Source organism: Brevundimonas sp. TWP1-3 (assembly GCF_049896085.1).
Taxonomy (GTDB): Bacteria; Pseudomonadota; Alphaproteobacteria; order Caulobacterales; family Caulobacteraceae; genus Brevundimonas.
In genome coordinates this window covers 2056946-2076140 of sequence record NZ_JAFCTP010000001.1, presented here as the reverse complement: position 1 = coordinate 2076140, position 19195 = coordinate 2056946, and the positions used below count along the sequence as shown (strand labels likewise).

Here is a 19195-nt window from a genome sequence, read left to right as displayed (position 1 = left end):
GCCTCCTGCGCGCGCTTTCGAGGACGCCGAAACACCGCGCGAACCCGCATGCCCTACGTCGAGCTTCAAGCCACCTCGCACTTCTCCTTCCTGCGCGGCGCCAGCAGTTGCGAGCTGCTGTTCGAACAGGCGCGGCTGTGCGGGCTGGAGGCCCTCGCCATCGTCGACCGCAACTCCCTGGCCGGGATCGTGCGCGCCCATGAGGCGGCCAAGGCCTCGGGCGTGCGCCTGATCGTCGGCTGCCGCCTGGACCTGATCGATGGGACCGGCCTGCTGGTCTATCCGACCGACCGCCCCGCCTATTCCCGCCTCACCCGCCTGCTGTCCCTGGGCAAGCGCCGCGCCGGCAAGGCCAGATGCCATCTCGACTGGGCGGACCTGAAGGACTGGTCGCAAGGTCTGATCGCCGTCCTCGTCCCCGACGAGGCGGACGACGCCTGCGCCGCCCGGCTGCGAAAACTCAAGGCGACCTTCCCGACCGGCGCCTATCTGGCCCTGACGCTGCGCCGCCGCCCCGGCGATGCGCTGCGCCTGCACGACCTGTCCACCCTGGCCGCCCAATCCGGCGTGCCGACCGTCGTGACCAATGACGTCCTCTTCCATCATCCGGACCAGAGACTGCTGCAGGATGTCGTCACCTGCGTGCGTCACGGCTGCACCATCGACGAACTGGGGTTTCGGCGCGAACGCCATGCGGACCGCTATCTGAAGCCGCCCGGCGAGATGCACCGCCTGTTCAAAACCTATCCCGAGGCCCTGGCCCGCTCGGTCGAGATCGCCGACCGGTGCCGCTTCTCCCTCGATGAACTGGCCTATCAGTATCCCGACGAGGTCTCGACGCCGGGCATGACGCCGCAGCAGACCCTCGAACAGCTGACCTGGGCCGGCGCCGCCGACCGCTATCCGGAAGGTCTGCCGGACAGCGTGCGCCGGACCCTGCGCCACGAGCTCGATCTGATCGGCAAGCTGGACTATGCGCCCTATTTCCTGACCGTCCATTCGATCGTCCGCTTCGCCCGCAGCCGCGACATCCTGTGCCAGGGACGCGGCTCGGCCGCCAACTCCGCCGTCTGCTATGTCCTGGGCATCACCTCGATCGACCCCGGCCGCAACGACCTCCTGTTCGAGCGCTTCGTCAGCCAGGAGCGCAAGGAGCCCCCCGACATCGATGTCGACTTCGAGCATGAGCGGCGCGAGATCGTCATGCAGTGGATCTTCGAGACCTATGGGCGCAACCACGCCGCCCTGTGCTCGGTCGTCACCCGCTATCGGTCGCGGGGCGCCCTGCGCGACGTCGGCAAGGCGCTCGGCCTCAGCGAGGACCTGATCAAGACCCTGTCGTCCCAGGTCTGGAGCTATTCCAGCGAAGGGGTCGAGGACAAGCACGTCGAGGGGCTGAACCTCAATCTGGAGGACCGCCGGCTTCGGCTGGCGCTTGACCTGTCACGTCAGCTGATCGGCGCCCCGCGCCACCTCAGCCAGCATCCCGGCGGCTTCGTCCTGACCCGGGACCGCCTGGACGATCTGGTCCCGATCGAGCCGGCGGCGATGAAGGACCGCCAGGTCATCGAATGGGACAAGGACGACATCGACGTCCTCAAGTTCATGAAGGTCGATGTTCTGGCGCTCGGCATGCTCAGCTGCATGAAGCGCGGCTTCGACCTGCTGGCCGAGCACAAGGGGATCGCGCTCGACCTGGCGACCATTCCGGCCGAGGACCCCAGGACCTATGCGATGATCCGCAAGGCTGACACCCTCGGCGTCTTCCAGATCGAGAGCCGGGCCCAGATGGCCATGCTGCCGCGGATCAAGCCGCGGACCTTCTATGATCTGGTCATCGAGGTCGCCATCGTCCGCCCCGGCCCGATCCAGGGCGACATGGTCCACCCCTATCTGCGACGGCGCGAGGGCAAGGAGGCGGTCGTCTATCCCAAGCCCGAGCTGGAGAAGGTGCTCGGTAAGACCCTGGGCGTGCCCCTGTTCCAGGAACAGGCCATGCGGGTCGCCATCGAATGCGCGGGCTTCACGGCCTCGGAGGCCGACCAGCTCCGTCGGGCCATGGCGACGTTCAAGTTCACCGGCGGGGTCAGCCATTTCAAGGACAAGCTGATCAACGGCATGGTCGAGCGGGGCTACAAGGCCGAGTTCGCCGAAAAGACCTTCAGCCAGCTCGAAGGCTTCGGCTCCTATGGCTTCCCCGAAAGCCACGCCGCCTCCTTCGCCCTGATCGCCTACGCCTCCTCCTGGCTCAAATGCCACCACCCGGACGTCTTCTGCGCCGCCCTGCTCAACGCCCAGCCCATGGGCTTCTACGCCCCGGCCCAGATCGTCCGCGACGCCCAGCAGCATCAGGTCGAGATCCGCCCGGTCTGCGTGAACGCCAGCCGCTGGGACTGCACCCTGGAGCCCTCCGGCCCAAATGAGCGCCTCGCCGTCCGCCTGGGCTTCCGGATGGTGCGGGGACTGGCGAACGCCGACGCCGCCCGTATCCTGGCGGCCCGCTCTGACGGGGCCTTCCGCTCGGTCGATGACCTGTGGCGACGCGCCGGCGCCCAGGTCGCCAGCCTCGTTCGACTGGCCGAAGCCGACGCCTTCCGCCCGGCCCTTTCCCTCGACCGCCGCGACGCGCTGTGGGCCATCAAGGCTTTGCGCGATGAGCCCCTGCCCCTCTTCGCCGCCGCCGACGCCCGCGATCCGCACCCCGAAATTCAAGAACCCGACGCCGACCTCAAACCCATGACGCCGGGCCGCGAGGTGGTCGAGGACTACAGCCATATCGGCCTGACTCTGCGCGACCATCCGCTGAGCTTCCTGCGGGATGATCTTCATTCCCGTCACGTCATGACCTGCGCCGACGCGACAGCAATGCGCGACGGGCGACTGACGCGGATCGCAGGCCTGGTGCTGGTCCGTCAGAAGCCCGGCAGCGCCAAGGGGGTGATGTTCATCACCATCGAGGACGAGACCGGGGTCGCCAACCTCGTGATCTGGCCCAGCCTCTACGAACAGCAACGCCGCATCGTCCTGTCGGCGACCATGCTCGTCGTCGATGGCAAGGTGCAGCGCGAGGGCGAAGTTGTCCATATCGTCGCCACCAAACTTCACGACGCGTCCGGCCTGCTCGCCTCGGTCGGCGACCGGGGCTCGGCCTTCCCCCTGCCCCACGGCCGCGGCGACGAATTCCATCGTGGCGGCTCGCCCGACGCCCGCGACGCCCCGCCCCGAACGGTCAGGGCGAGAGACATCTACATCCCCGATCTGCACCTCGACACGATCCGGCCCAGGACACGGGATTTTCGGTAGCGAGGGCCACCCTCCCTCGTCAGCGCGGGACTGGCGATGCGCCTTGAAGCACGGGCTCCGCCGCCAAAAATGTGAAGATTATCAACCTTGGCCGTCGGAACGAACGCAGGCGGCGGTCCCTTTTGGTGGCTCACCCTGAAAGGAAAACCTCATGTTGAAAGCCGCCCTCGCCGTGTCTGCGACCGCCGTCCTGCTGACGGCCTGCGGAAATAACGAACGCAGCGAAGCGCCTGTCGAAGGCCCGGCCGTTTCCTCCGCCGAAGCGCCGATGAACCCTGCCGTCGACACCCAGGAGACGTCTGAACAGGCGGCTCTCACGCCCGGCGCCAACTCCTTCACCGAAGGTCAGGCCAAGGCGGCCATCGAGAAGCAAGGCTATGTCGTCTCCGGCCCGCTCACCCAGGACGAGCAAGGCATCTGGAAGGGCCAGGCCACGCGTGCGGGCGGCGACCCGATGACCGTGGGGGTCGATTACAAGGGCGTCGTGACGCCCCAATAATCGCAGCCTGATTTTCCACCTCTCTCAAACATTCCCAAGGACTCTATCATGGCCACCGTCACTCGGCTGTTCGACAGCCACACCGAAGCTCTGGACGCCGTCTCGAAGCTCGAATCCTCCGGCGTTCATCACGACAAGATCAGCATCGTTTCGAACAATGCCGACAACTGGCATTCCGGATCCCGCGATCACAAGGCCGGCCCTCTTGGCGACCGTAACGGCGACGGCGAAAACGATGTCGCCGACGGCGCCGGCAAGGGCGCGACCACGGGCGGTCTGCTCGGCGCCGGCGCGGGCGTCCTCGCCGGTCTCGGCATGCTGGCCATTCCAGGCCTCGGCCCGGTCGTCGCCGCCGGCTGGCTCGCCTCGACGGCGGTCGGCGCAGCGGTCGGCGCCGCAGCCGGCGGCGCGACGGGCGGCCTGCTCGGCGCCCTGAAGGAATCCGGTCACAGCGACGAAGAAGCGAACGTCTATTCGGAAGGCGTCCGTCGTGGCGGCACGCTCGTCAGCGTCAAGGCCGACGGCGACGAGGCGCAGCGAATTCAAGCGATCCTGGACGGCAGCCGCGGCTATGACGCGACCGCGCGCGGCGAAGCCTATCGCCAATCGGGATGGTCCGGTTTCGACGCCGAAGCCAAGCCGTACACCTCGGATCAGATCCTCGAAGAACGCGCCCGCTATCGATAAGGCGGACGCCTATCTCTGACTTCAGCGGCCCGACGTCATCGACGTCGGGCCGTTTGACGTCTTGTATCCACGCTCAACGCCCGCAGATAGCCTGCGCCTACTCTTCGAAAACAGCGGTCTACGCCGCGTAGCTTAGGACGGCTGGAAGAGGCGGGCTGGATCGAGGTCATGCCAGCTGAAACCGGACGGAAGCGAAAGCGCAAATACCGGGCTCTGCCCCCTGGGCGCGACGAACTCGCGCGCTGGGCCGAGGGTCAGGGTTCCCTCTCAGCGCGCGGACGGGACCCAGGCGGCGGGCTCGCACATCCCATAGCTGACATTGCGCAAGCTTAACTTGCGACGTCGGATTAAGCGAAAGCACATATCGCAACCGCCATGTCGGCGGCGCAGCCTCTGAGGAAGCATGATGCGTGCTGGCGCAATGTTAGCGATAGGTATGTGGCTGGCGGCAAGTCCGACAACGGCGCAGTCGAACCATACTGAGTCGGCAATCGCGGCTGCCGCCTCTTTGGAGGCTCAAGCACCTGGACTGCTCACACGACTGAACATGGCGAGCCTCTCAGTCGCGGTTCTTGAGGAGGGGCGCGTGGCTTACACCCAGGCTTGGGGACAAGCCTCGCCCGGCCAGGCTGCGACTCCGAATACGCTCTACAACGTCGCGTCCTTGGCAAAACCGGTCAGTGCGGAAGTTGCTATGCGGCTCGTTGCGACGGGGCGTATCGGGCTCGACGAAGCCATGTCCCCCTACTGGGTCGATCCGGACCTCGCGGAAGATCCCCGGGCCTCTCGGCTGACGCCCCGCCTTGTGATGAGCCACAGGACGGGATTGCCGAACTGGCGAGCAGACGATGGGGGCGTCCTCAAGTTTGATCGCGAACCGGGAGAGAGCTTTGGCTACTCAGGGGAAGGTTTTGAATGGCTCGCGCGGTTCATCGAACGCAAAACCGGCAAGCCTTTCGAAGAATTGGCGCAAGCGCTCGTCTTCGCCCCCAGCGGCATGAACGATACGGCTTACACTCGGCGTCCCTGGTTTAGCGGGCGTCTAGCCGCGCCCTACGATGCGGATGTGACGGCCTTAACTCCGCAGATCGCTGAGAAATATGTGGCCTCTGACGACCTGATCACGACACCCACCGACTACGCGCAGTTCATGATCGGGATACTGAACCAGCAGGGTCTGACGCCGGCGCTGTACCGAGAACGTCAGAAGATTCAGACGGCGCGCCCGAAGCCGGCGTGCGCGACTGACGCTACTATAGCTTGCGCGTCCGAGGACGGCTTTGGCCTAGGTTGGGAAAGCGTCTTAATCGATGGTCGGCGGTTCTTGATGCACACCGGTATGGATGAGGGAACCTTCACCTTCGCCTATTTTGAGCTCGATACGGGCAAGGGACTGGTCCTGTTCACAAACAGCAGCAATGGATGGAAGGCTGTATTGCCCGTCCTTCAACTGACGAACGCAGACGAGGGATTTGTCCAACACCTTCGACGAGCCATCTCGTAAGTCTTGACCGGCTGGGTCGGGAACGTGGCAGTCGTCTGCCGCATCGCCACCGTCAGGTTACGATAGGCCCGACCATCGTCACGGGCGCCGCGCGCTGGGTGCAGGCATGGCGGACAGCGCCTGGTCGATGACGGCCAGTTCTTTCAGCGCCGCCTGAGACGCCGCCAAAGACGGCGACCGGAGAGAGAAAGACGACTCCCATAGACGATGACCCCGGAGCGGATCCCACGGAGACTGTGGATATCCCGAACAGGCCGCTCCTGATTCTTAGCGGCCTTCGGCAACGTCCGCTTCCCTGCAGGCCGTCGATCAGGTGTCACATGCATCAGCATCCATACGCTGGAAGGGATCTGTGATGCTGACTATGATCAAGCCCTTCGAAGACCCGAGACGCGAATTCTGATGGCGTTGTCGGGAAAGGGCAAAAGCATGATGGTGCGGATTGGGCTCGGCGCTTGCCTTCTGCTGCTGGTGGCGTCCGCGCCGCTTGCGAAGGCGCCGCTTGATGGCGCCGAGGCCTTCACGCGACATGATTTCGGCGCTGTGAACTTTAGGGCCTTGGACACTGTAGCCGTGCCTTGGAAGCTGGTCGCGGCGGCCCTGGTTCTCGACGATCCACACAGGGGCGACGTCAGCCAGGCGCATCTCAAGGCGCGATTGCAGACCTTCGGCTTCCTATGGCCGGAGCGGATCGAGGGCGCCGGTGTGCCGATCACGCCCAGTCGCGATCATCCGCTTGGAATCAGCGTCGGCTCGGTTACGCCGGGGCTTCCTCCGGTCAAGGTGACGGTCGCCAATCTGGGCTGCGCCTCTTGTCATGCCGGACCGGCCTACGCCGCCGACGGTGCGCCGCGACCCACGACCGCGTGGCTGGGATCGCCTAACACCAGTCTGGATCTGGAGGCCTATACCCGCGCCGTAACTCAGGCGCTCAAACGCCAGAGCCACGACAAGCCCCGCCTCCTCGCCGCCGTTCGAACACTCTTCCCCGAAACAGATCGGTGGGAGATGGCCAGCCTGCGCTGGGCCGTCATTCCACTGGCGCAACGCCGGTTGTCCCAGGTACCAGACGGGGGAAGCCCCTTAAAGTTCTCGAACGGCTCGCCCGGTCTGACGAACGGGATCGCCGCGTTGAAACTGCAGGGCCACACCCTGTCCAGCGCTGAGGAGGCGGGTTTCACCTCCATCCCAGATCTTGCCGATCGCAGTTTCCGTTCGACCCTGCTGTACGACGGGGCCTATGCGCCGCAAGGCCAGCCGCGCTGGCGGTCGATTAGGCGCGAGGACCTGACGCCGGAGCATCGCGACCGGCTGGCGGCCATCACCAGCTTCTTCACCGTGCCCAGCATGGGTCAGTCGCCTCGCGGCGCCCATCGCCAGATTCCGGCTGCGGAACGCGCCTTCGCCTGGCTGGAGACGCGTCGCCCCCAAGCCTTTCCGGGTCCGGTCGATCGGGCCACCGCGGCGAGAGGGGCATTGGTTTATGCCCGCGCCTGTTCGTCTTGCCATGGCATCTACACGGGTCCGGTGGACCGCCCCCGTCTTGAGCGTTTTTCAAACTGGCATGGCCGCGTGGGGTCCGACCCAGCGCGGGCGGCGGCCTTTAACAACGACCTGACGCGCTATGCCGCCAACGGCGGATATGACAAAATTCTGGACGCGCGCCCGACCGGCGAATACGCCGCCACCCTGCTGTCCGGCCTTTGGGCGACCGCGCCGTATATGCACAATGGGTCGGTGCCGACGCTGGCGCAGTTCCTGTTGCTCGAACCGCGATCCGAACGGTTTCTCGTCGGCGGTCATCGGCTGGACTTCGCGGCCGTCGGCATCGCGGGACAGGATCAGGGCGGGGTCCGTGTCTATCCGCCAGGCTATACGCCGTGGTCGCAGACGGCCGTGTTCGATACCCGCATGCCCGGCCGATCCAATCGCGGTCATGAAGCCGAGGTCGAGGGCCTGACCGTCGCCGAGCGCTGGGACCTGATCGAATATCTGAAGGGGCTCTAAGTCAGACGATCAGGGCGTCCAGCCCGAGGCGGGGCTTGGGCGCCAGATCGCGAGCCGGCGCGATCCCCAGCCGGAAGGCGGTGATCAGGCGACGATCACTGCCGATATCGAAATCCGCTTTCACGCACGCGCGCGCATCGACATCATCCGCCAGCACCGCCATCGGCGCAGCCGACAGTCCGGCCTGGGTGAAGCCGAGCCAGGCGCGATGAAACCTGCGTCCTGTATCGAACGGCGCCTCGTTCGCGGGGCGATGAAACAGGGCGATGGCCGAGGCGCTGCGCACCACCGCCGCCTCGGCGACCAGGGCACCGGACAGACCGACCCGGTCCAGCGTCTCGAACACGCCGGGCCTCAGCACGACTCCGGCCCCGGCGGCCTCGATCCCGGACATTTCCATGGCCTCGGCGTTCAGCCCATCGAGGGACCAGGACGGATGGCGTCGCGACAGCCGCATCCACGACAGCAGTTCCGCCCGATAGGCGGCGTTGCGGAACCAGCGCAGGCTGGCCTCATCGTAAAGGCGGGCCAGTTCGGCGACGGGCTGCGGGGTTTGGAGGACGATCAGGTCATCGCTGCGCTCCAGTCGGGCCAGTGCGGCGTGAGCGGCCTGACCGCCTTCGAACTTTCCGCGATAGGTTCGCCGCTCCGTCAGATGCGCCGCCAGCGGATCGGAAACCTCGCCAGGGCGAACGGTCAGTTCCGCGACATTACTTCCGTCACGCCCGACATCGACGGTCAGGCCGCGCCGTTCGGCGGCGAGGCAGAACCCCTCCACCGCCGAGCCATGGCTGATGTTCAGGTCGCGGCCTTCTGGATCGCCAACGGGCAGCCTGCGGCTTTCGTCCTCCAGCACCTGCACCCGGCCGTCGCGCGTCAATCGCCACCGCGTCGGCTGGGTATTGTGCACGCTGGGCGAAAGGGCGGCCTCGGCCACCAGCGCCCGGAACATCTCGGCATCCAGCGTCATCGCAGGTCTTTCCTGAACAGATTCAGCCGCTGAAGTCGCCGCGCGCCCAGCTTCTCCATCTGGCGCAGCGAGGCGGTGTTGTCGTCGGCGATCCAGGTCACGCCGCATTGCCTGTAGCCGCCTGAGAACAGGGCCTTGATCACCTGGTGCAGCATGGCGCCGTTCAAACCCTGTCCGTGCAAGGCGCGCTTCACCGAATAGAAGATGATCACCGCGCGTCGGCGCCTCAGCCGCTCCCGGATGAAATGGACCAGGGTCATCGGACCCATCCGACCGCGAGTCGCCTTCTGGAACGGGTTCAGGTCGGGGATGCAGATCACCACGCCTGCGGGCTCGCCCCTGTAGTGGACGACGCAGGCGATGCGGGGATCGACGATCCACATCATCTCCCCTGCCTGGAAGTCGAACTCGGCCGGGGTCAGGGACACGAACATCGGATTGTCGCTGAAGCCGTCGTTGAGGCATTGCCGGGCCTCCTCGAACCGGGTCTTGAAGGCGCTGCGGCTGATGGGCTTCCACGTCCAGTCGGGGTCCGACAGCACCGCGCGCTGCTTGTCTCCCAACAGGGCGTCGGCGGTCTTCGGCCCGACATCGAACTCGAAGGTCGACATCGGAAACACGGGCGCATAGCCGCAAGATTCCAGCAGGCGCGGCAGATGCGGGGCGCCCCAGACCATGTCGGTATAGGGCTGGTTCTCGAAGCCCTCGATCAGGACGCCGGCCTGCTGCATGGCCGTCAGGTTGAAGGCGCCGACCAACTCATCGCAGCCTTCGGCTCGGGCGAAGGTCTCGGCCGCGTCGAACAACGCTCGCGCGGTTTCGACACGGTTCTCGCAGTCGAAATAGCCGAATTGACAGCGCCGCGTGCTGTAGCGCGCATTCGAGGACGGATGGGTATGGGCCGTCAGCCGTCCGACCGGACGCCCGTCGCGCCAGGCGGTGAAGAAGGTCAGGCGGCCGCCGTCGTCGCGCATCAGAGGATTGCGCGCCGGATCCAGATACCGCTCCAGATCGGCGCGCATCGGCGTCACATAGGGGCTGTCGGGGGGATAGATCTCGAACGGAACCTGGAAGAAGCCTTCCAGATCACCCTCGCGAAGCTCCACAGTCGGGGCGGTCATGGGCGTTTATCCGTCGTCAGCCGCGCCATCCGAAAGGCGAGACCCAGATCGATCTCGGCCTCGGTGTTGCGCAACAGATCCGGCAAACGAACGAGGCCGATCCGAACCGGCGAACGGCCCAACAGGCCGACGTGGGTGGCGTCCGATCGGGCCAGAAGATCCAGCAGCGGCTCGCGCTCGGCCTCGTCGACCGCCCCCGCACCGGCCTGCAGGGCGGCGGCGCTCCACAGAGGCTGGCGATCCAGCGTCTGCGCCATCGCCTCGGGGCGATAGTCGGCAAGATCGTGTTCGGACAGCACCGCCAAATCCTTCAGCATCAGCTCCTTGGTCAGGTCGCCCAGGAATCTGTCGAGAGATTCGGTGTCCGCCGAGGCCATGCGCTGGCGCAGGCTGGTGCGTCGTCCGGCGGCGCCGAACGGCTGGATGCGGACCACCAGGGTCATGGTGATCAGGGCCGCGCCGATCAGGGCGAACAGGCGAACCCGGTCGTCTAGCGCGCCGACATCCAGTTGTTCGATCAGGCCACAGGTCAGGGCCAGGGTTGTCACCAGGATCACGGCGACGTCGATCCAGACATCGCGCGCATCGCTGACCCCGTTCGACAGAGCCACCAGGACGATCACGAGGGCGGCGATGGGGCTGAAACCGATGGGCGCGGCCACCAGTTCGGAAAAGTCCGTGCCGATCAACGGAATGACGATGGCCAGGCCGACGGCGAGACGGCGAACGGCACCGTTCTCTGCGCGGGACAGGGCCTTGCGATCCCTCGCCCACAACAGGATCAGAATGGCGACCAAGGACGAAAGTATGATGACGGCCAGTGCACTACGGGAGCCGAAGGCGACATGGCTGGTCGTAAACAGGGCGAAACCCAGACCCAGGGCGGACGCTGCGAAGACGGCGATCTTCATCGCGCGCGGTGCATGACGGCGAAGCAGTCCTTCGGCCAGCAGCAGGGCCGCGAGGGGGGCGAGCGATATGGCGGCGTATGTCGCGCCCTCGAAGATCGGCAAGCCCGTTCGGACGGCCAGGCTGCGTACGCCATAGAACACCGACATGACCCCGAACAGGAACACCAGTCGCGGCGTCAACGGACCGTCGGCGCGCCGCACGAGCAGGGCGACGACATAGGCGGCCAGACCCGCCGCCGCAAAGCCGTCGAGCAGCGCCTGGGTCTCGACGCGGATCATGCGGCGCCCCTTAGCAGCCGGGCCATGAAGGCGCGCACGATCAGGCCCTTTATGGCGGCGACGGGCACCCACAACGGCCGTTCGGTTCGGCCCGCGAAGGCGTTGAGGAACCAGCCTCGGCAATCGGTCCTAGATCGGCGGCCCATCAGCAGCCACAGCGCCTCATAGGCCATCAGGCAGCCGGTCGAGATCACCATCGGCGCAAAGGACATCCGCTTGGCGGTTCCGGCGGCGAGCGCCGCTGCGGCGTCCAGATCGACATGATGGGCCGAGGACGAATGGACCATGACGTATTCGAGTTCCTTCATGAAGCTGGCTCGCAGATCCTCGGGCTGGATCGCGTCCAGCGCCTTGTCGCGCGTCGGATACTTCAGACGCTCCTCCGGGCGCGGGTCGGACGGTCGCACCACGATCACCGAGGGCAAGGGAGAGGCATAGGCGTCGATCACGGTCGCGCCCGCCGTCTTGGCGGCGCGATAAAGGGCGATGCCTGCGGCGATGTCGTCGGTTCCGTTGACGATCACCGGATAGCGCGCGGCCAAGTCCGCGACCTGATCGACCCACTCCGCGCCCAAACGCTCGATCTCGACCTCGGGGTTGATGCGCCGCGCCGCCGCGCAGGCGACCTCGGCCTTGTCCTGTCCGACGGTGTCGGTGAAGGCGAAGACCTGGCGGTTCATGTTGGAGGTTTCGAAAACGTCGATGTCGCAGACGGCGAACCGCCCGACGCCCGCGCGGACCAAGGCCAGGAAACAGGCGCCGCCCATCCCACCGACTCCCGCAACGAACACGGCGCCGCCCTTCAGGGCCGCCTGTTCCGCCTCGGTGACGAAGCCCAGATTGCGGGTGGTGAACTCGGCGTAGTCGAAGGCGGTCACGTCTTCCATGCGCGCAAACTTCCCCAGGGTTGAGTGTGATCGAGCCAATGCACCAGCGGCAGCAGGGCCGCCTGGATCGTCAGCAGGGCGAACCGGCCGAGCAGGCCCGGAATAGTGTCGGGAGGGGCCACCTTGGCAAGATACCGGCTGGCGGCGCGCATATCGATCTGACCGATCTGAAGCAGGTCGTCGCCCCGGCCATAGTCCAGCTCTGCAGCGCAGAGATCGTTGTAGATCGCGTCGCGATGTTTGGCGGCGCTTTCGAAGGTCTTCTTCAGCTCGTCCGAACCGCCGGTATAGGCGTCGGTGATTACGAAGCGATCCGCGTCGAAGCCGGCCTCGTCGCCGACCCCGAAGGCGTGACGCCAGTCATCCATAATCTGGCGGGCCAATCGCTCGTGTTGGAAGGAGCGTCGGGCCGTCGGCCTGCCGGGATAGACGTCGGAAAAGGTCTCGGCGACCATGCCCACGACGGCCGGAACCTGGGTCACACTGGACACCCAGGCTGCCCGGCATTGCCGACGCACGAACAGCAGGACGCAGGTCAGGCCATAAAGCGTGGCGGACAGCCCGCTTCCGCGCACATCTGGACGCACCATGACCAGACCCAGGTGCAGAATCTCCACCGACCGGCCGCCCAGATCGGCGTCCAGAATGGCCAGGGCGTTGAAGGCGACCGGTCGTCCGCCCCGCTGCTCGTAGACCACCGTCAGCACAGTCCGGGACAGCGTCTCCGGATCGCCGGAGAATATCCCGTAGGTCAGATCGCGGTCGCCCAGAACGCTGCGCGCGATCGACCTGACATCCTTGACCAGACTCGCGAGATCGTCCGGCTCCAGTCCCAAGCCCGGCCGTTCGACGATTCGCGACCGCAGCCCCGGACCGGCGCCCACCGTCGTGTCCAGTAGTCGTGGGGTCTGTAGCGTGCTCATATAGGCTGGCCTCGCTTCCGAAATGCACTGTTAAGCACTTGGCGCTTTTACCTTTATGAAAATCGACCGAACGATCGACAGGCGATGAGCCTGATCTCAGTATCGTGTTTCCGGCGACAGCGGAAAGACAATCCCGGGCGCTACGCAGCGGTAAGAAAGGCTGAATGAGGCATCCAGATTTCGCGGGTTCCCTGCCTGTGTCCCTACCGGTCGGTCAAGCTTCTAAGTGTGACCCGGGAAGCCTCTCGACAGGCTCGTCAGAAGGAGACATCTCGCCATAGCCTTGGCCCGTTGACTTCAGCTACGACGCCAGGATGATCACTGCGTTTGTCCTCGCCATCACCCTGCAGTCCGCCACGCCTGCCGCCCCTTTGATCGGGCGAGCCACGGTCATCGACGGCGACACCCTGGAGATCGGCGGCCAACGCGTGCGGCTATGGGGCGTCGATGCGCCCGAAGGCCGCCAGTCCTGTCAGCGCGACGGCGAGACCTATCGCTGTGGCACAGAGGCCGCCCGCCACCTCGATCGGCTGATCAACGACCGGCCGGTGACCTGCACGCCGCAGGGTCGACCGGATCGGTATCGACGGATCGTGGCGCGCTGCACAGTCACGGCCGACTGCGAGCCAACCGAGGCCTGCAAGACTTTCCGTAGGGATCTCGGGAGTTGGATGGTCGCCGCCGGCTGGGCGCTGGATTATCCGCGCTACAGCGAGAGCGAGCACTCTGAGCAGCAACACGACGCCGAACAAGGCCGGAAAGGGCTGTGGGCGGGGACGTTCATCAGCCCGTGGGACTGGCGCGCCGGCAAACGCTAGCCATCCGCAAAAGAACCGGAAGGCTTGGAAAGAGAAGGCCGAAGAAGGCGCATCACCTCCAAATCGCCGAGAACCGCCTTAACCTGACGCCTGAAAGGTAGCGGTCGCAGGCCGTCGGCCGATCGTCGCCGCCTAGAATTTGCGGCTCATCCCCACCGACGCCACCCAGGGATCGAGTTCGACGCTGGATTTCAGCGCGCCATCGTTGATGCTGGCGTCGGTGTTGAACCAAACCTTCTTGACGTCCAGATTCACGCTCCAGCGTCCCTGGATGCCGATGTCGGCGCCCGCCTGTAAGGCGTAGCCGAAGCCGTCTTTCAGATCGACCTTGAAGCTGTTTTTGTCCTTGCCGTTGTAGAACAGCATGTAGTTCACGCCTGCGCCGACATAGGGGCTGAAGCGGCCTTGGGTCAGCGGGCGGTATTGCAGGGTCACCACCGGCGGCAGCACCCAGGTCTCGTTCACGGCGACATCGGTGGCCCCGCCCTGGGCGCGAATCTCGTGCCGGGTCGTGCCCAGGATGGCCTCGACCGCCAGATGGTCGGTCAGGAAATAGGTGAAGCCCAGGGTGGGCATGACGCTGTCGCCCACATCCACCTTCAGGTCGGCATCGGTGCCGGCGGCCGTGGTGATCACGTTGTCCGCTTGGGAGAATACGTCGGTGACGCGACCCGTCAGGAGCAGATCGCCCTTCTTGGGCGCCTCCCAGGCGACGAGAGCCACACTCTCGGTCTGGGCCAGAGCCAGGGTCGGCGCGGCGAAGGCGGCGAACGCGACGGCGGCGAGGAACAGGGTCTTGGTTTTCATCTTCTCATCCCCGACGCCCGGGCCGCCGCGTGCGGCCTTCGTCAGGCGTCGGAGAGGGGTGTGCGCCTAGCCTGACCCCACGACCTTGATCCATCGCAAACCCTGACGGGCGTGGACAAACTGTCCTGTCAGACCACCCGCGCACGCCGCTGGCGAATGTCGGCAGCGTCGGGATCGAAGGCCGCGCACACCGCCCGCACGAAGGGCTGCCCCACGGTCTTCACTGCCACCACCGTTCCATCCAGCCAGACCAGGCCGTCCTGCGCGAACCGATCCAGCAGGGACCAAGCGCTCGCAACCTCGGACAGGTCGCGGCCTCGGCGAAGCGCGATGGGCGCGACATCGACGACGAAGTCGCACATCAGCCGCTCGATGATCTCGCCGACGAAGGCGGCCTGCTCGGTCAGGGCGACGCCTCGGGCGACCGGCAAGTTCCCTGCGGCCACCGCCTGACGCCAGTCGCGTTCCTGCGTGTGGTTCTGGACGAAACCCCTGGACGTGCGGCTGATGGAGGAGGCGCCCAGGCCGATCAGCACCTCGGCCGCGTCGGTGGTGTAGCCCTGGAAGTTGCGATGCAGGCGCCCGGCGCGATCCGCCACCGCCAGCCCATCGTGCGGCAGGGCGAAATGGTCCAGGCCGATCGCCTGCCAGCCCTTGCCGGTCAGATAGCGCGCCGCCGCCTGGCTCTGAACGAAGCGCGCCTCGGCGTCGGGCAGGTCGGCGTCGTTGATCAGCCGCTGGTGCGGCTTCATCCACGGCACATGGGCATAGCCGAACAGGGCGATCCGATCTGGCCTCAGCGTAGTCACCTGACCCAGGGTGGTGATGACGTTCTCCACCGCCTGGAGCGGCAGCCCGTACATCAGGTCCAGATTGAGCGAGGTCACGCCCTGCCCTCGCAAGGCCTCGGCCGCCCGGCAGATGGTCTCGAAGCTTTCTGGACGGTTCACCGCCGCCTGGACACGCGGCGACAGGTCCTGAACCCCCAGGCTGGCGCGGCTCAGACCAATCCGTGCGGCGGCTTCGACCCATTCCGACGTCAGAACCTCGGGGTCCAGTTCGGCGGCGATCTCGAAACAGTCGCTCAGGTCGAACCGCGCCGAAAGGCCGGCGAACAGCCGCTCCAAATCGTCCGGCGACAACATATTGGGCGTGCCGCCGCCCAGATGGATCGATCCCACACGGACCGGATGCCCAATTTGGGCCAGGACCAGATCGGCCTCGTGCAGCATCAGATCGACATAGCTGGAGATGACGCCTGCCCGGTTCACCGCCCGCGTGTTGCAGCCGCAGTACCAGCACAACCGCTTGCAGAAGGGAAAATGCAGATAGAGCGAAACCGACTGATCAATCGGGACGCCCTTCAGCCACGCGGCCCAATCCCCGGGGCCGACGGCGGGCGTGAACTGCGCCGCCGTCGGATAGGAGGTGTAGCGCGGCGCATGGGCGTCGTAGCGTTCGATCAGGTCGCGAACGGAAAGACGCGCGGAGCTAGAGGGGAACATCGCCCTCTTTCGACGCATCGATCGACAGGCCTTCATCGCCCTCGTCGAACAGGTGGAACTCGTGCCACAGGCCGTTCAGAACGCCGAAGCCGACCGCCAGACCCAGGCCGAGAATCCATGAAAAATACCACATCGCTATAAGCTCCTATGGCTCAGTAAAGGTCGGGGTTGGTCTTGAGGGCGGCGGTCGAGGTCCGGCCCCACAGCACCGAGTAGACCCAGGTCGTGTAGATCAGGATCAGCGGCAGGAAGATCGCCGTCACGATCAGCATGATGAACAGGGTCAGATGGCTGGACGACGCGTTCCACACCGTCAGGCTGGACTGCGGATCGATCGAACTGGGCAGGATGAAGGGGAACATCGACAGGCCGACGGTCGAGATGATCCCGACCGTGGACGCAGACGAGCCGCCGAACGCCAGGGGCGCAGACCGCCGCCACATCCCGACCAGACCGGCCAGGGCGCCGACGAAGCCGAGCGCCGGGGCGACCATCATCCAGGGATAGCGGCCATAGTTGTCCAGCCAGGCGCCGGGTGCGGCCTGAACCGTCGTGCGCAACGGGTTGGAGAAGCCGTTGACGTCCAGCATGCCGGTGATCCGATAGCCCAGACCGCCATAGGCGACATACAGACCCCCGACCGCGAACAGCACCAGGGCCAGAACGCCGGCGACCGTGCCGATCAGACGCGCGCGCTCCAGCACCGGCCCCTGCTCGGCCTTGACCGACAGCCAGGCCGCGCCGTGCAGCACCAGCATGGCGACCGACAACAGGCCCGCGATCAGGCTGAACGGCGTGAACAGGCCCAGCAGACTGCCGTCGTAGAAGGACCGAAGATCGCTATCGAGATGGAAGGGCGCGCCCAGCATGACATTGCCGACCGCCACGCCGAACACCAGGGCCGGAACGAAGCCGCCGACGAACAGGCCCCAGTCCCAGAAAGTCCGCCACCGGGGCGAGGCCCGCTTGGAGCGATATTTGAACGACACCGGCCGCAGGATCAGGGCGGACAACACCAGGAACATGGCCAGATAGAAGCCCGAGAAGCTGACGGCGTAGACGAAGGGCCAGGCGGCGAAGATCGCGCCGCCGCCCAGGATGAACCACACCTGGTTGCCTTCCCAGGTCGCGCCGACGGTGTTGATCACCATGCGGCGCTCCTCGTCCGTCTTGGCGACGAAGGGCAGAAGGGCGCCGACCCCCAGGTCGAACCCGTCGGTCAGGGCGAAGGCGATCAGCAGCACGCCCAGCAGCCCCCACCAGATCAGGCGCAGGGTGGCGAAGTCGATTGGAAGATCCATGGTCGGATGTCCTAAGAGATCTGGGTCAGGCCACGGCGGGCGCGAGCGGGCGCACATCCGGGGCTTCTGGGGTCGGTTCGCCGAACATCTCCTGTTCGTGGAAGGGGCCCTTCTTGATGGCGTGGAGCATCAACCGCACCTCCACCACGGCCAGGGCGCCGTACAGCAGGGTGAAGCCGACGATGGTGGCCCACAGTTGCGGCACGCTCAGCGACGAGGCGCCCAGGAAGGTCGGCAGCACGCCTTCCACCGCCCAGGGCTGACGCCCGAACTCGGCCAGGATCCAGCCGAACTCGATGGCGACCCACGGCAGGGGGATGGCCAGGACCGCGATCCTCAGGAACCAGCGGGTGTCGTGTTTGCGCAGGGTGCAAAGGACGAAGGCCGTGCCGAACAGGGCGATCATGAACATCCCCACGCCGGCCATGATGCGGAAGCTCCAGAACAGGGCCGGCACGTTCGGCACCGTGTCCCACGCCGTCTGCTTGATCAGCTCGGGCGAGGCCATGCGCGGATCGGCGACGTGGCGCTTCAGCAGCAGGCCATAGCCCAGGTCGCGTCGGTGGGTCTCGAACAGGGCGCGCGCGGCGGGATCGGCCGGATCGGCCTTGACCTTCTCCAGCGCGTCATAGGCGATGACGCCGGATTCGATCCGCGTCTCGGCCGTGGCGACCAGTTCGAAGATGCCCTCGACCGGCTTGTCGATGGTGCGGGTGGCGATCAGGCCCATGACCCACGGCACATGGACGCCGTAGTGGGTCTCGCGATCCTTCATGCTGGGGATGCCGATCAGGGTCAGGCCGGCGGGAGCGGGCTCGGTGCGCCACATGGCTTCGAGCGCGGCGAGCTTCATCTTCTGATTGTCCGTCAGGGCATAGCCGGACTGATCTCCCAGGACGACGACCGACAGCGACGCCGCCAGACCGAAGGCCGAGGCCACGGTCATCGACCGCTTGGCGAAGCCGACATGTTTGCCGCGAAGCAGGTAGAAGGCCGACACGCCCAGCACGAAGACCGAGGCGCAGACATAGCCGGCCGAGACGGTGTGGACGAACTTGGCCTGGGCCACCGGATTGAACAGCACGGCCATGAAGTCCGTGACCTCCATCCGCATGGTGTCGGGATTGAAGGCGCCGCCGACCGGGTTCTGCATCCAGCCGTTGGCGATCAGGATCCACAGGGCCGACAGATTGGTGCCCAGGGCGACCATGAAGGTGACGAACAGGTGGGCCGACGGCTTCAGCTTGTCCCAGCCGAAGAACATCAGCCCTACGAAGGTCGCTTCCAGGAAGAAGGCCATCAGCCCTTCGATGGCCAACGGCGCGCCAAAAATATCCCCGACATAGTGGCTGTAGTAGCTCCAGTTCATGCCGAACTGGAACTCCATGGTGATGCCGGTCGCCACGCCCAGGGCGAAGTTGATGCCGAAGCAGACGCCCCAGAAACGGGTGATGGTCCGCCAGATCGGCCGGCGGGTCATCACATAGATCGACTCCATGATGACCAGCATGAACGCCAGCCCCAGCGTCAGGGGCACGAACAGGAAGTGGTAGAGGGCCGTCAGCGCGAACTGCAGCCGGGACAGGTCGACGACCGCGAGGTCGATCATGGCGTTGCTCCGAGAAATCGGTCTGCACGACCGACGTTTCGCTGGCCGTAGAAGCTTGACGGGT

At 65.8% G+C, this 19195-nt stretch carries 16 protein-coding genes; 6 read left to right on the top strand and 10 right to left on the bottom strand.

What is annotated here, in order from left to right; genetic code table 11:
• The first annotated feature begins 48 nt into the window (after positions 1-48).
• The 5 genes from ACP693_RS10245 to ACP693_RS10225 all read left to right on the top strand — a co-directional run bounded on the left by ACP693_RS10245 (position 49) and on the right by ACP693_RS10225 (position 8000).
• Positions 49-3303, top strand: coding sequence for an error-prone DNA polymerase (locus ACP693_RS10245; RefSeq protein WP_426017086.1), 3255 nt, complete (start codon positions 49-51; stop codon positions 3301-3303).
• A 151-nt stretch (positions 3304-3454) separates the two neighbouring features.
• On the top strand, positions 3455-3802 hold the full coding sequence (locus ACP693_RS10240; RefSeq protein ID WP_426017088.1) for a hypothetical protein: 348 nt from the start codon (positions 3455-3457) through the stop codon (positions 3800-3802).
• Positions 3803-3850: 48 nt separating this feature from the next.
• On the top strand, positions 3851-4489 hold the full coding sequence (locus ACP693_RS10235) for a hypothetical protein (RefSeq protein ID WP_426017089.1): 639 nt from the start codon (positions 3851-3853) through the stop codon (positions 4487-4489).
• A gap of 403 nt (positions 4490-4892) precedes the next feature.
• Entirely contained in the window at positions 4893-5993 is a 1101-nt protein-coding gene (locus ACP693_RS10230) for a serine hydrolase domain-containing protein (protein ID WP_426029317.1), read from the top strand.
• Positions 5994-6422: 429 nt separating this feature from the next.
• Positions 6423-8000, top strand: a complete 1578-nt coding sequence (locus ACP693_RS10225; protein ID WP_426050118.1) for a hypothetical protein — start codon at positions 6423-6425, stop codon at positions 7998-8000.
• Between the two features lies 1 nt (position 8001).
• Here ACP693_RS10225 and ACP693_RS10220 read toward each other — a convergent pair whose 3' ends face one another.
• The 5 genes from ACP693_RS10220 to ACP693_RS10200 are packed head-to-tail and all read right to left on the bottom strand — an operon-like array spanning position 8002 to position 13091.
• On the bottom strand, positions 8002-8970 hold the full coding sequence (locus ACP693_RS10220; RefSeq protein ID WP_426017092.1) for a hypothetical protein: 969 nt from the start codon (positions 8968-8970) through the stop codon (positions 8002-8004).
• Complete coding sequence (locus ACP693_RS10215) at positions 8967-10091, bottom strand: GNAT family N-acetyltransferase (RefSeq protein ID WP_426017094.1); 1125 nt, start codon at positions 10089-10091, stop codon at positions 8967-8969. Before ACP693_RS10215 ends, ACP693_RS10220 begins: the two co-directional genes overlap by 4 nt.
• Complete coding sequence (locus ACP693_RS10210; RefSeq protein WP_426017095.1) at positions 10088-11281, bottom strand: hypothetical protein; 1194 nt, start codon at positions 11279-11281, stop codon at positions 10088-10090. Before ACP693_RS10210 ends, ACP693_RS10215 begins: the two co-directional genes overlap by 4 nt.
• Positions 11278-12168: a HesA/MoeB/ThiF family protein gene (locus ACP693_RS10205; RefSeq protein WP_426017097.1), complete on the bottom strand. Its 891-nt coding sequence runs from the start codon at positions 12166-12168 to the stop codon at positions 11278-11280. Before ACP693_RS10205 ends, ACP693_RS10210 begins: the two co-directional genes overlap by 4 nt.
• Positions 12156-13091, bottom strand: coding sequence for a hypothetical protein (locus ACP693_RS10200; RefSeq protein ID WP_426017098.1), 936 nt, complete (start codon positions 13089-13091; stop codon positions 12156-12158). Before ACP693_RS10200 ends, ACP693_RS10205 begins: the two co-directional genes overlap by 13 nt.
• Before the next feature lie 314 nt (positions 13092-13405).
• Here ACP693_RS10200 and ACP693_RS10195 point away from each other — a divergent pair, with 314 nt between their 5' ends.
• Positions 13406-13909: a thermonuclease family protein gene (locus tag ACP693_RS10195; protein ID WP_426017100.1), complete on the top strand. Its 504-nt coding sequence runs from the start codon at positions 13406-13408 to the stop codon at positions 13907-13909.
• 132 nt (positions 13910-14041) lie between these two features.
• Here ACP693_RS10195 and ACP693_RS10190 read toward each other — a convergent pair whose 3' ends face one another.
• The 5 genes from ACP693_RS10190 to ACP693_RS10170 all read right to left on the bottom strand — a co-directional run bounded on the left by ACP693_RS10190 (position 14042) and on the right by ACP693_RS10170 (position 19128).
• Positions 14042-14716 (bottom strand): OmpW/AlkL family protein, encoded by a 675-nt coding sequence (locus ACP693_RS10190; RefSeq protein ID WP_426017102.1) that lies wholly within the window; start codon positions 14714-14716, stop codon positions 14042-14044.
• A 128-nt stretch (positions 14717-14844) separates the two neighbouring features.
• Positions 14845-16221 carry an oxygen-independent coproporphyrinogen III oxidase gene (gene hemN, locus ACP693_RS10185; RefSeq protein WP_426017103.1) on the bottom strand — a complete coding sequence of 459 codons (1377 nt, stop codon included), beginning with the start codon at positions 16219-16221 and terminating at the stop codon, positions 14845-14847.
• Complete coding sequence (gene cydX / locus ACP693_RS10180) at positions 16208-16354, bottom strand: cytochrome bd-I oxidase subunit CydX (RefSeq protein ID WP_426017104.1); 147 nt, start codon at positions 16352-16354, stop codon at positions 16208-16210. Before cydX ends, hemN begins: the two co-directional genes overlap by 14 nt.
• Positions 16355-16373: 19 nt before the next feature.
• Positions 16374-17522 (bottom strand): cytochrome d ubiquinol oxidase subunit II, encoded by a 1149-nt coding sequence (gene cydB, locus ACP693_RS10175; RefSeq protein WP_426017106.1) that lies wholly within the window; start codon positions 17520-17522, stop codon positions 16374-16376.
• A 25-nt stretch (positions 17523-17547) separates the two neighbouring features.
• Positions 17548-19128 (bottom strand): cytochrome ubiquinol oxidase subunit I, encoded by a 1581-nt coding sequence (locus ACP693_RS10170; protein ID WP_426019588.1) that lies wholly within the window; start codon positions 19126-19128, stop codon positions 17548-17550.
• Positions 19129-19195: the final 67 nt, after the last annotated feature.

What these genes read in the sequence shown, in the direction of transcription:
- ACP693_RS10245 (WP_426017086.1), top strand. Translation starts at nt 49, where the DNA reads ATGCCCTACGTCGAGCTTCAAGCCACCTCGCACTTCTCCTTCCTGCGC.
- ACP693_RS10240 (WP_426017088.1), top strand. Translation starts at nt 3,455, where the DNA reads ATGTTGAAAGCCGCCCTCGCCGTGTCTGCGACCGCCGTCCTGCTGACG.
- ACP693_RS10235 (WP_426017089.1), top strand. Translation starts at nt 3,851, where the DNA reads ATGGCCACCGTCACTCGGCTGTTCGACAGCCACACCGAAGCTCTGGAC.
- ACP693_RS10230 (WP_426029317.1), top strand. Translation starts at nt 4,893, where the DNA reads ATGATGCGTGCTGGCGCAATGTTAGCGATAGGTATGTGGCTGGCGGCA.
- ACP693_RS10225 (WP_426050118.1), top strand. Translation starts at nt 6,423, where the DNA reads ATGATGGTGCGGATTGGGCTCGGCGCTTGCCTTCTGCTGCTGGTGGCG.
- ACP693_RS10220 (WP_426017092.1), bottom strand. Translation starts at nt 8,970, where the DNA reads ATGACGCTGGATGCCGAGATGTTCCGGGCGCTGGTGGCCGAGGCCGCC.
- ACP693_RS10215 (WP_426017094.1), bottom strand. Translation starts at nt 10,091, where the DNA reads ATGACCGCCCCGACTGTGGAGCTTCGCGAGGGTGATCTGGAAGGCTTC.
- ACP693_RS10210 (WP_426017095.1), bottom strand. Translation starts at nt 11,281, where the DNA reads ATGATCCGCGTCGAGACCCAGGCGCTGCTCGACGGCTTTGCGGCGGCG.
- ACP693_RS10205 (WP_426017097.1), bottom strand. Translation starts at nt 12,168, where the DNA reads ATGGAAGACGTGACCGCCTTCGACTACGCCGAGTTCACCACCCGCAAT.
- ACP693_RS10200 (WP_426017098.1), bottom strand. Translation starts at nt 13,091, where the DNA reads ATGAGCACGCTACAGACCCCACGACTACTGGACACGACGGTGGGCGCC.
- ACP693_RS10195 (WP_426017100.1), top strand. Translation starts at nt 13,406, where the DNA reads ATGATCACTGCGTTTGTCCTCGCCATCACCCTGCAGTCCGCCACGCCT.
- ACP693_RS10190 (WP_426017102.1), bottom strand. Translation starts at nt 14,716, where the DNA reads ATGAAAACCAAGACCCTGTTCCTCGCCGCCGTCGCGTTCGCCGCCTTC.
- hemN (WP_426017103.1), bottom strand. Translation starts at nt 16,221, where the DNA reads ATGTTCCCCTCTAGCTCCGCGCGTCTTTCCGTTCGCGACCTGATCGAA.
- cydX (WP_426017104.1), bottom strand. Translation starts at nt 16,354, where the DNA reads ATGTGGTATTTTTCATGGATTCTCGGCCTGGGTCTGGCGGTCGGCTTC.
- cydB (WP_426017106.1), bottom strand. Translation starts at nt 17,522, where the DNA reads ATGGATCTTCCAATCGACTTCGCCACCCTGCGCCTGATCTGGTGGGGG.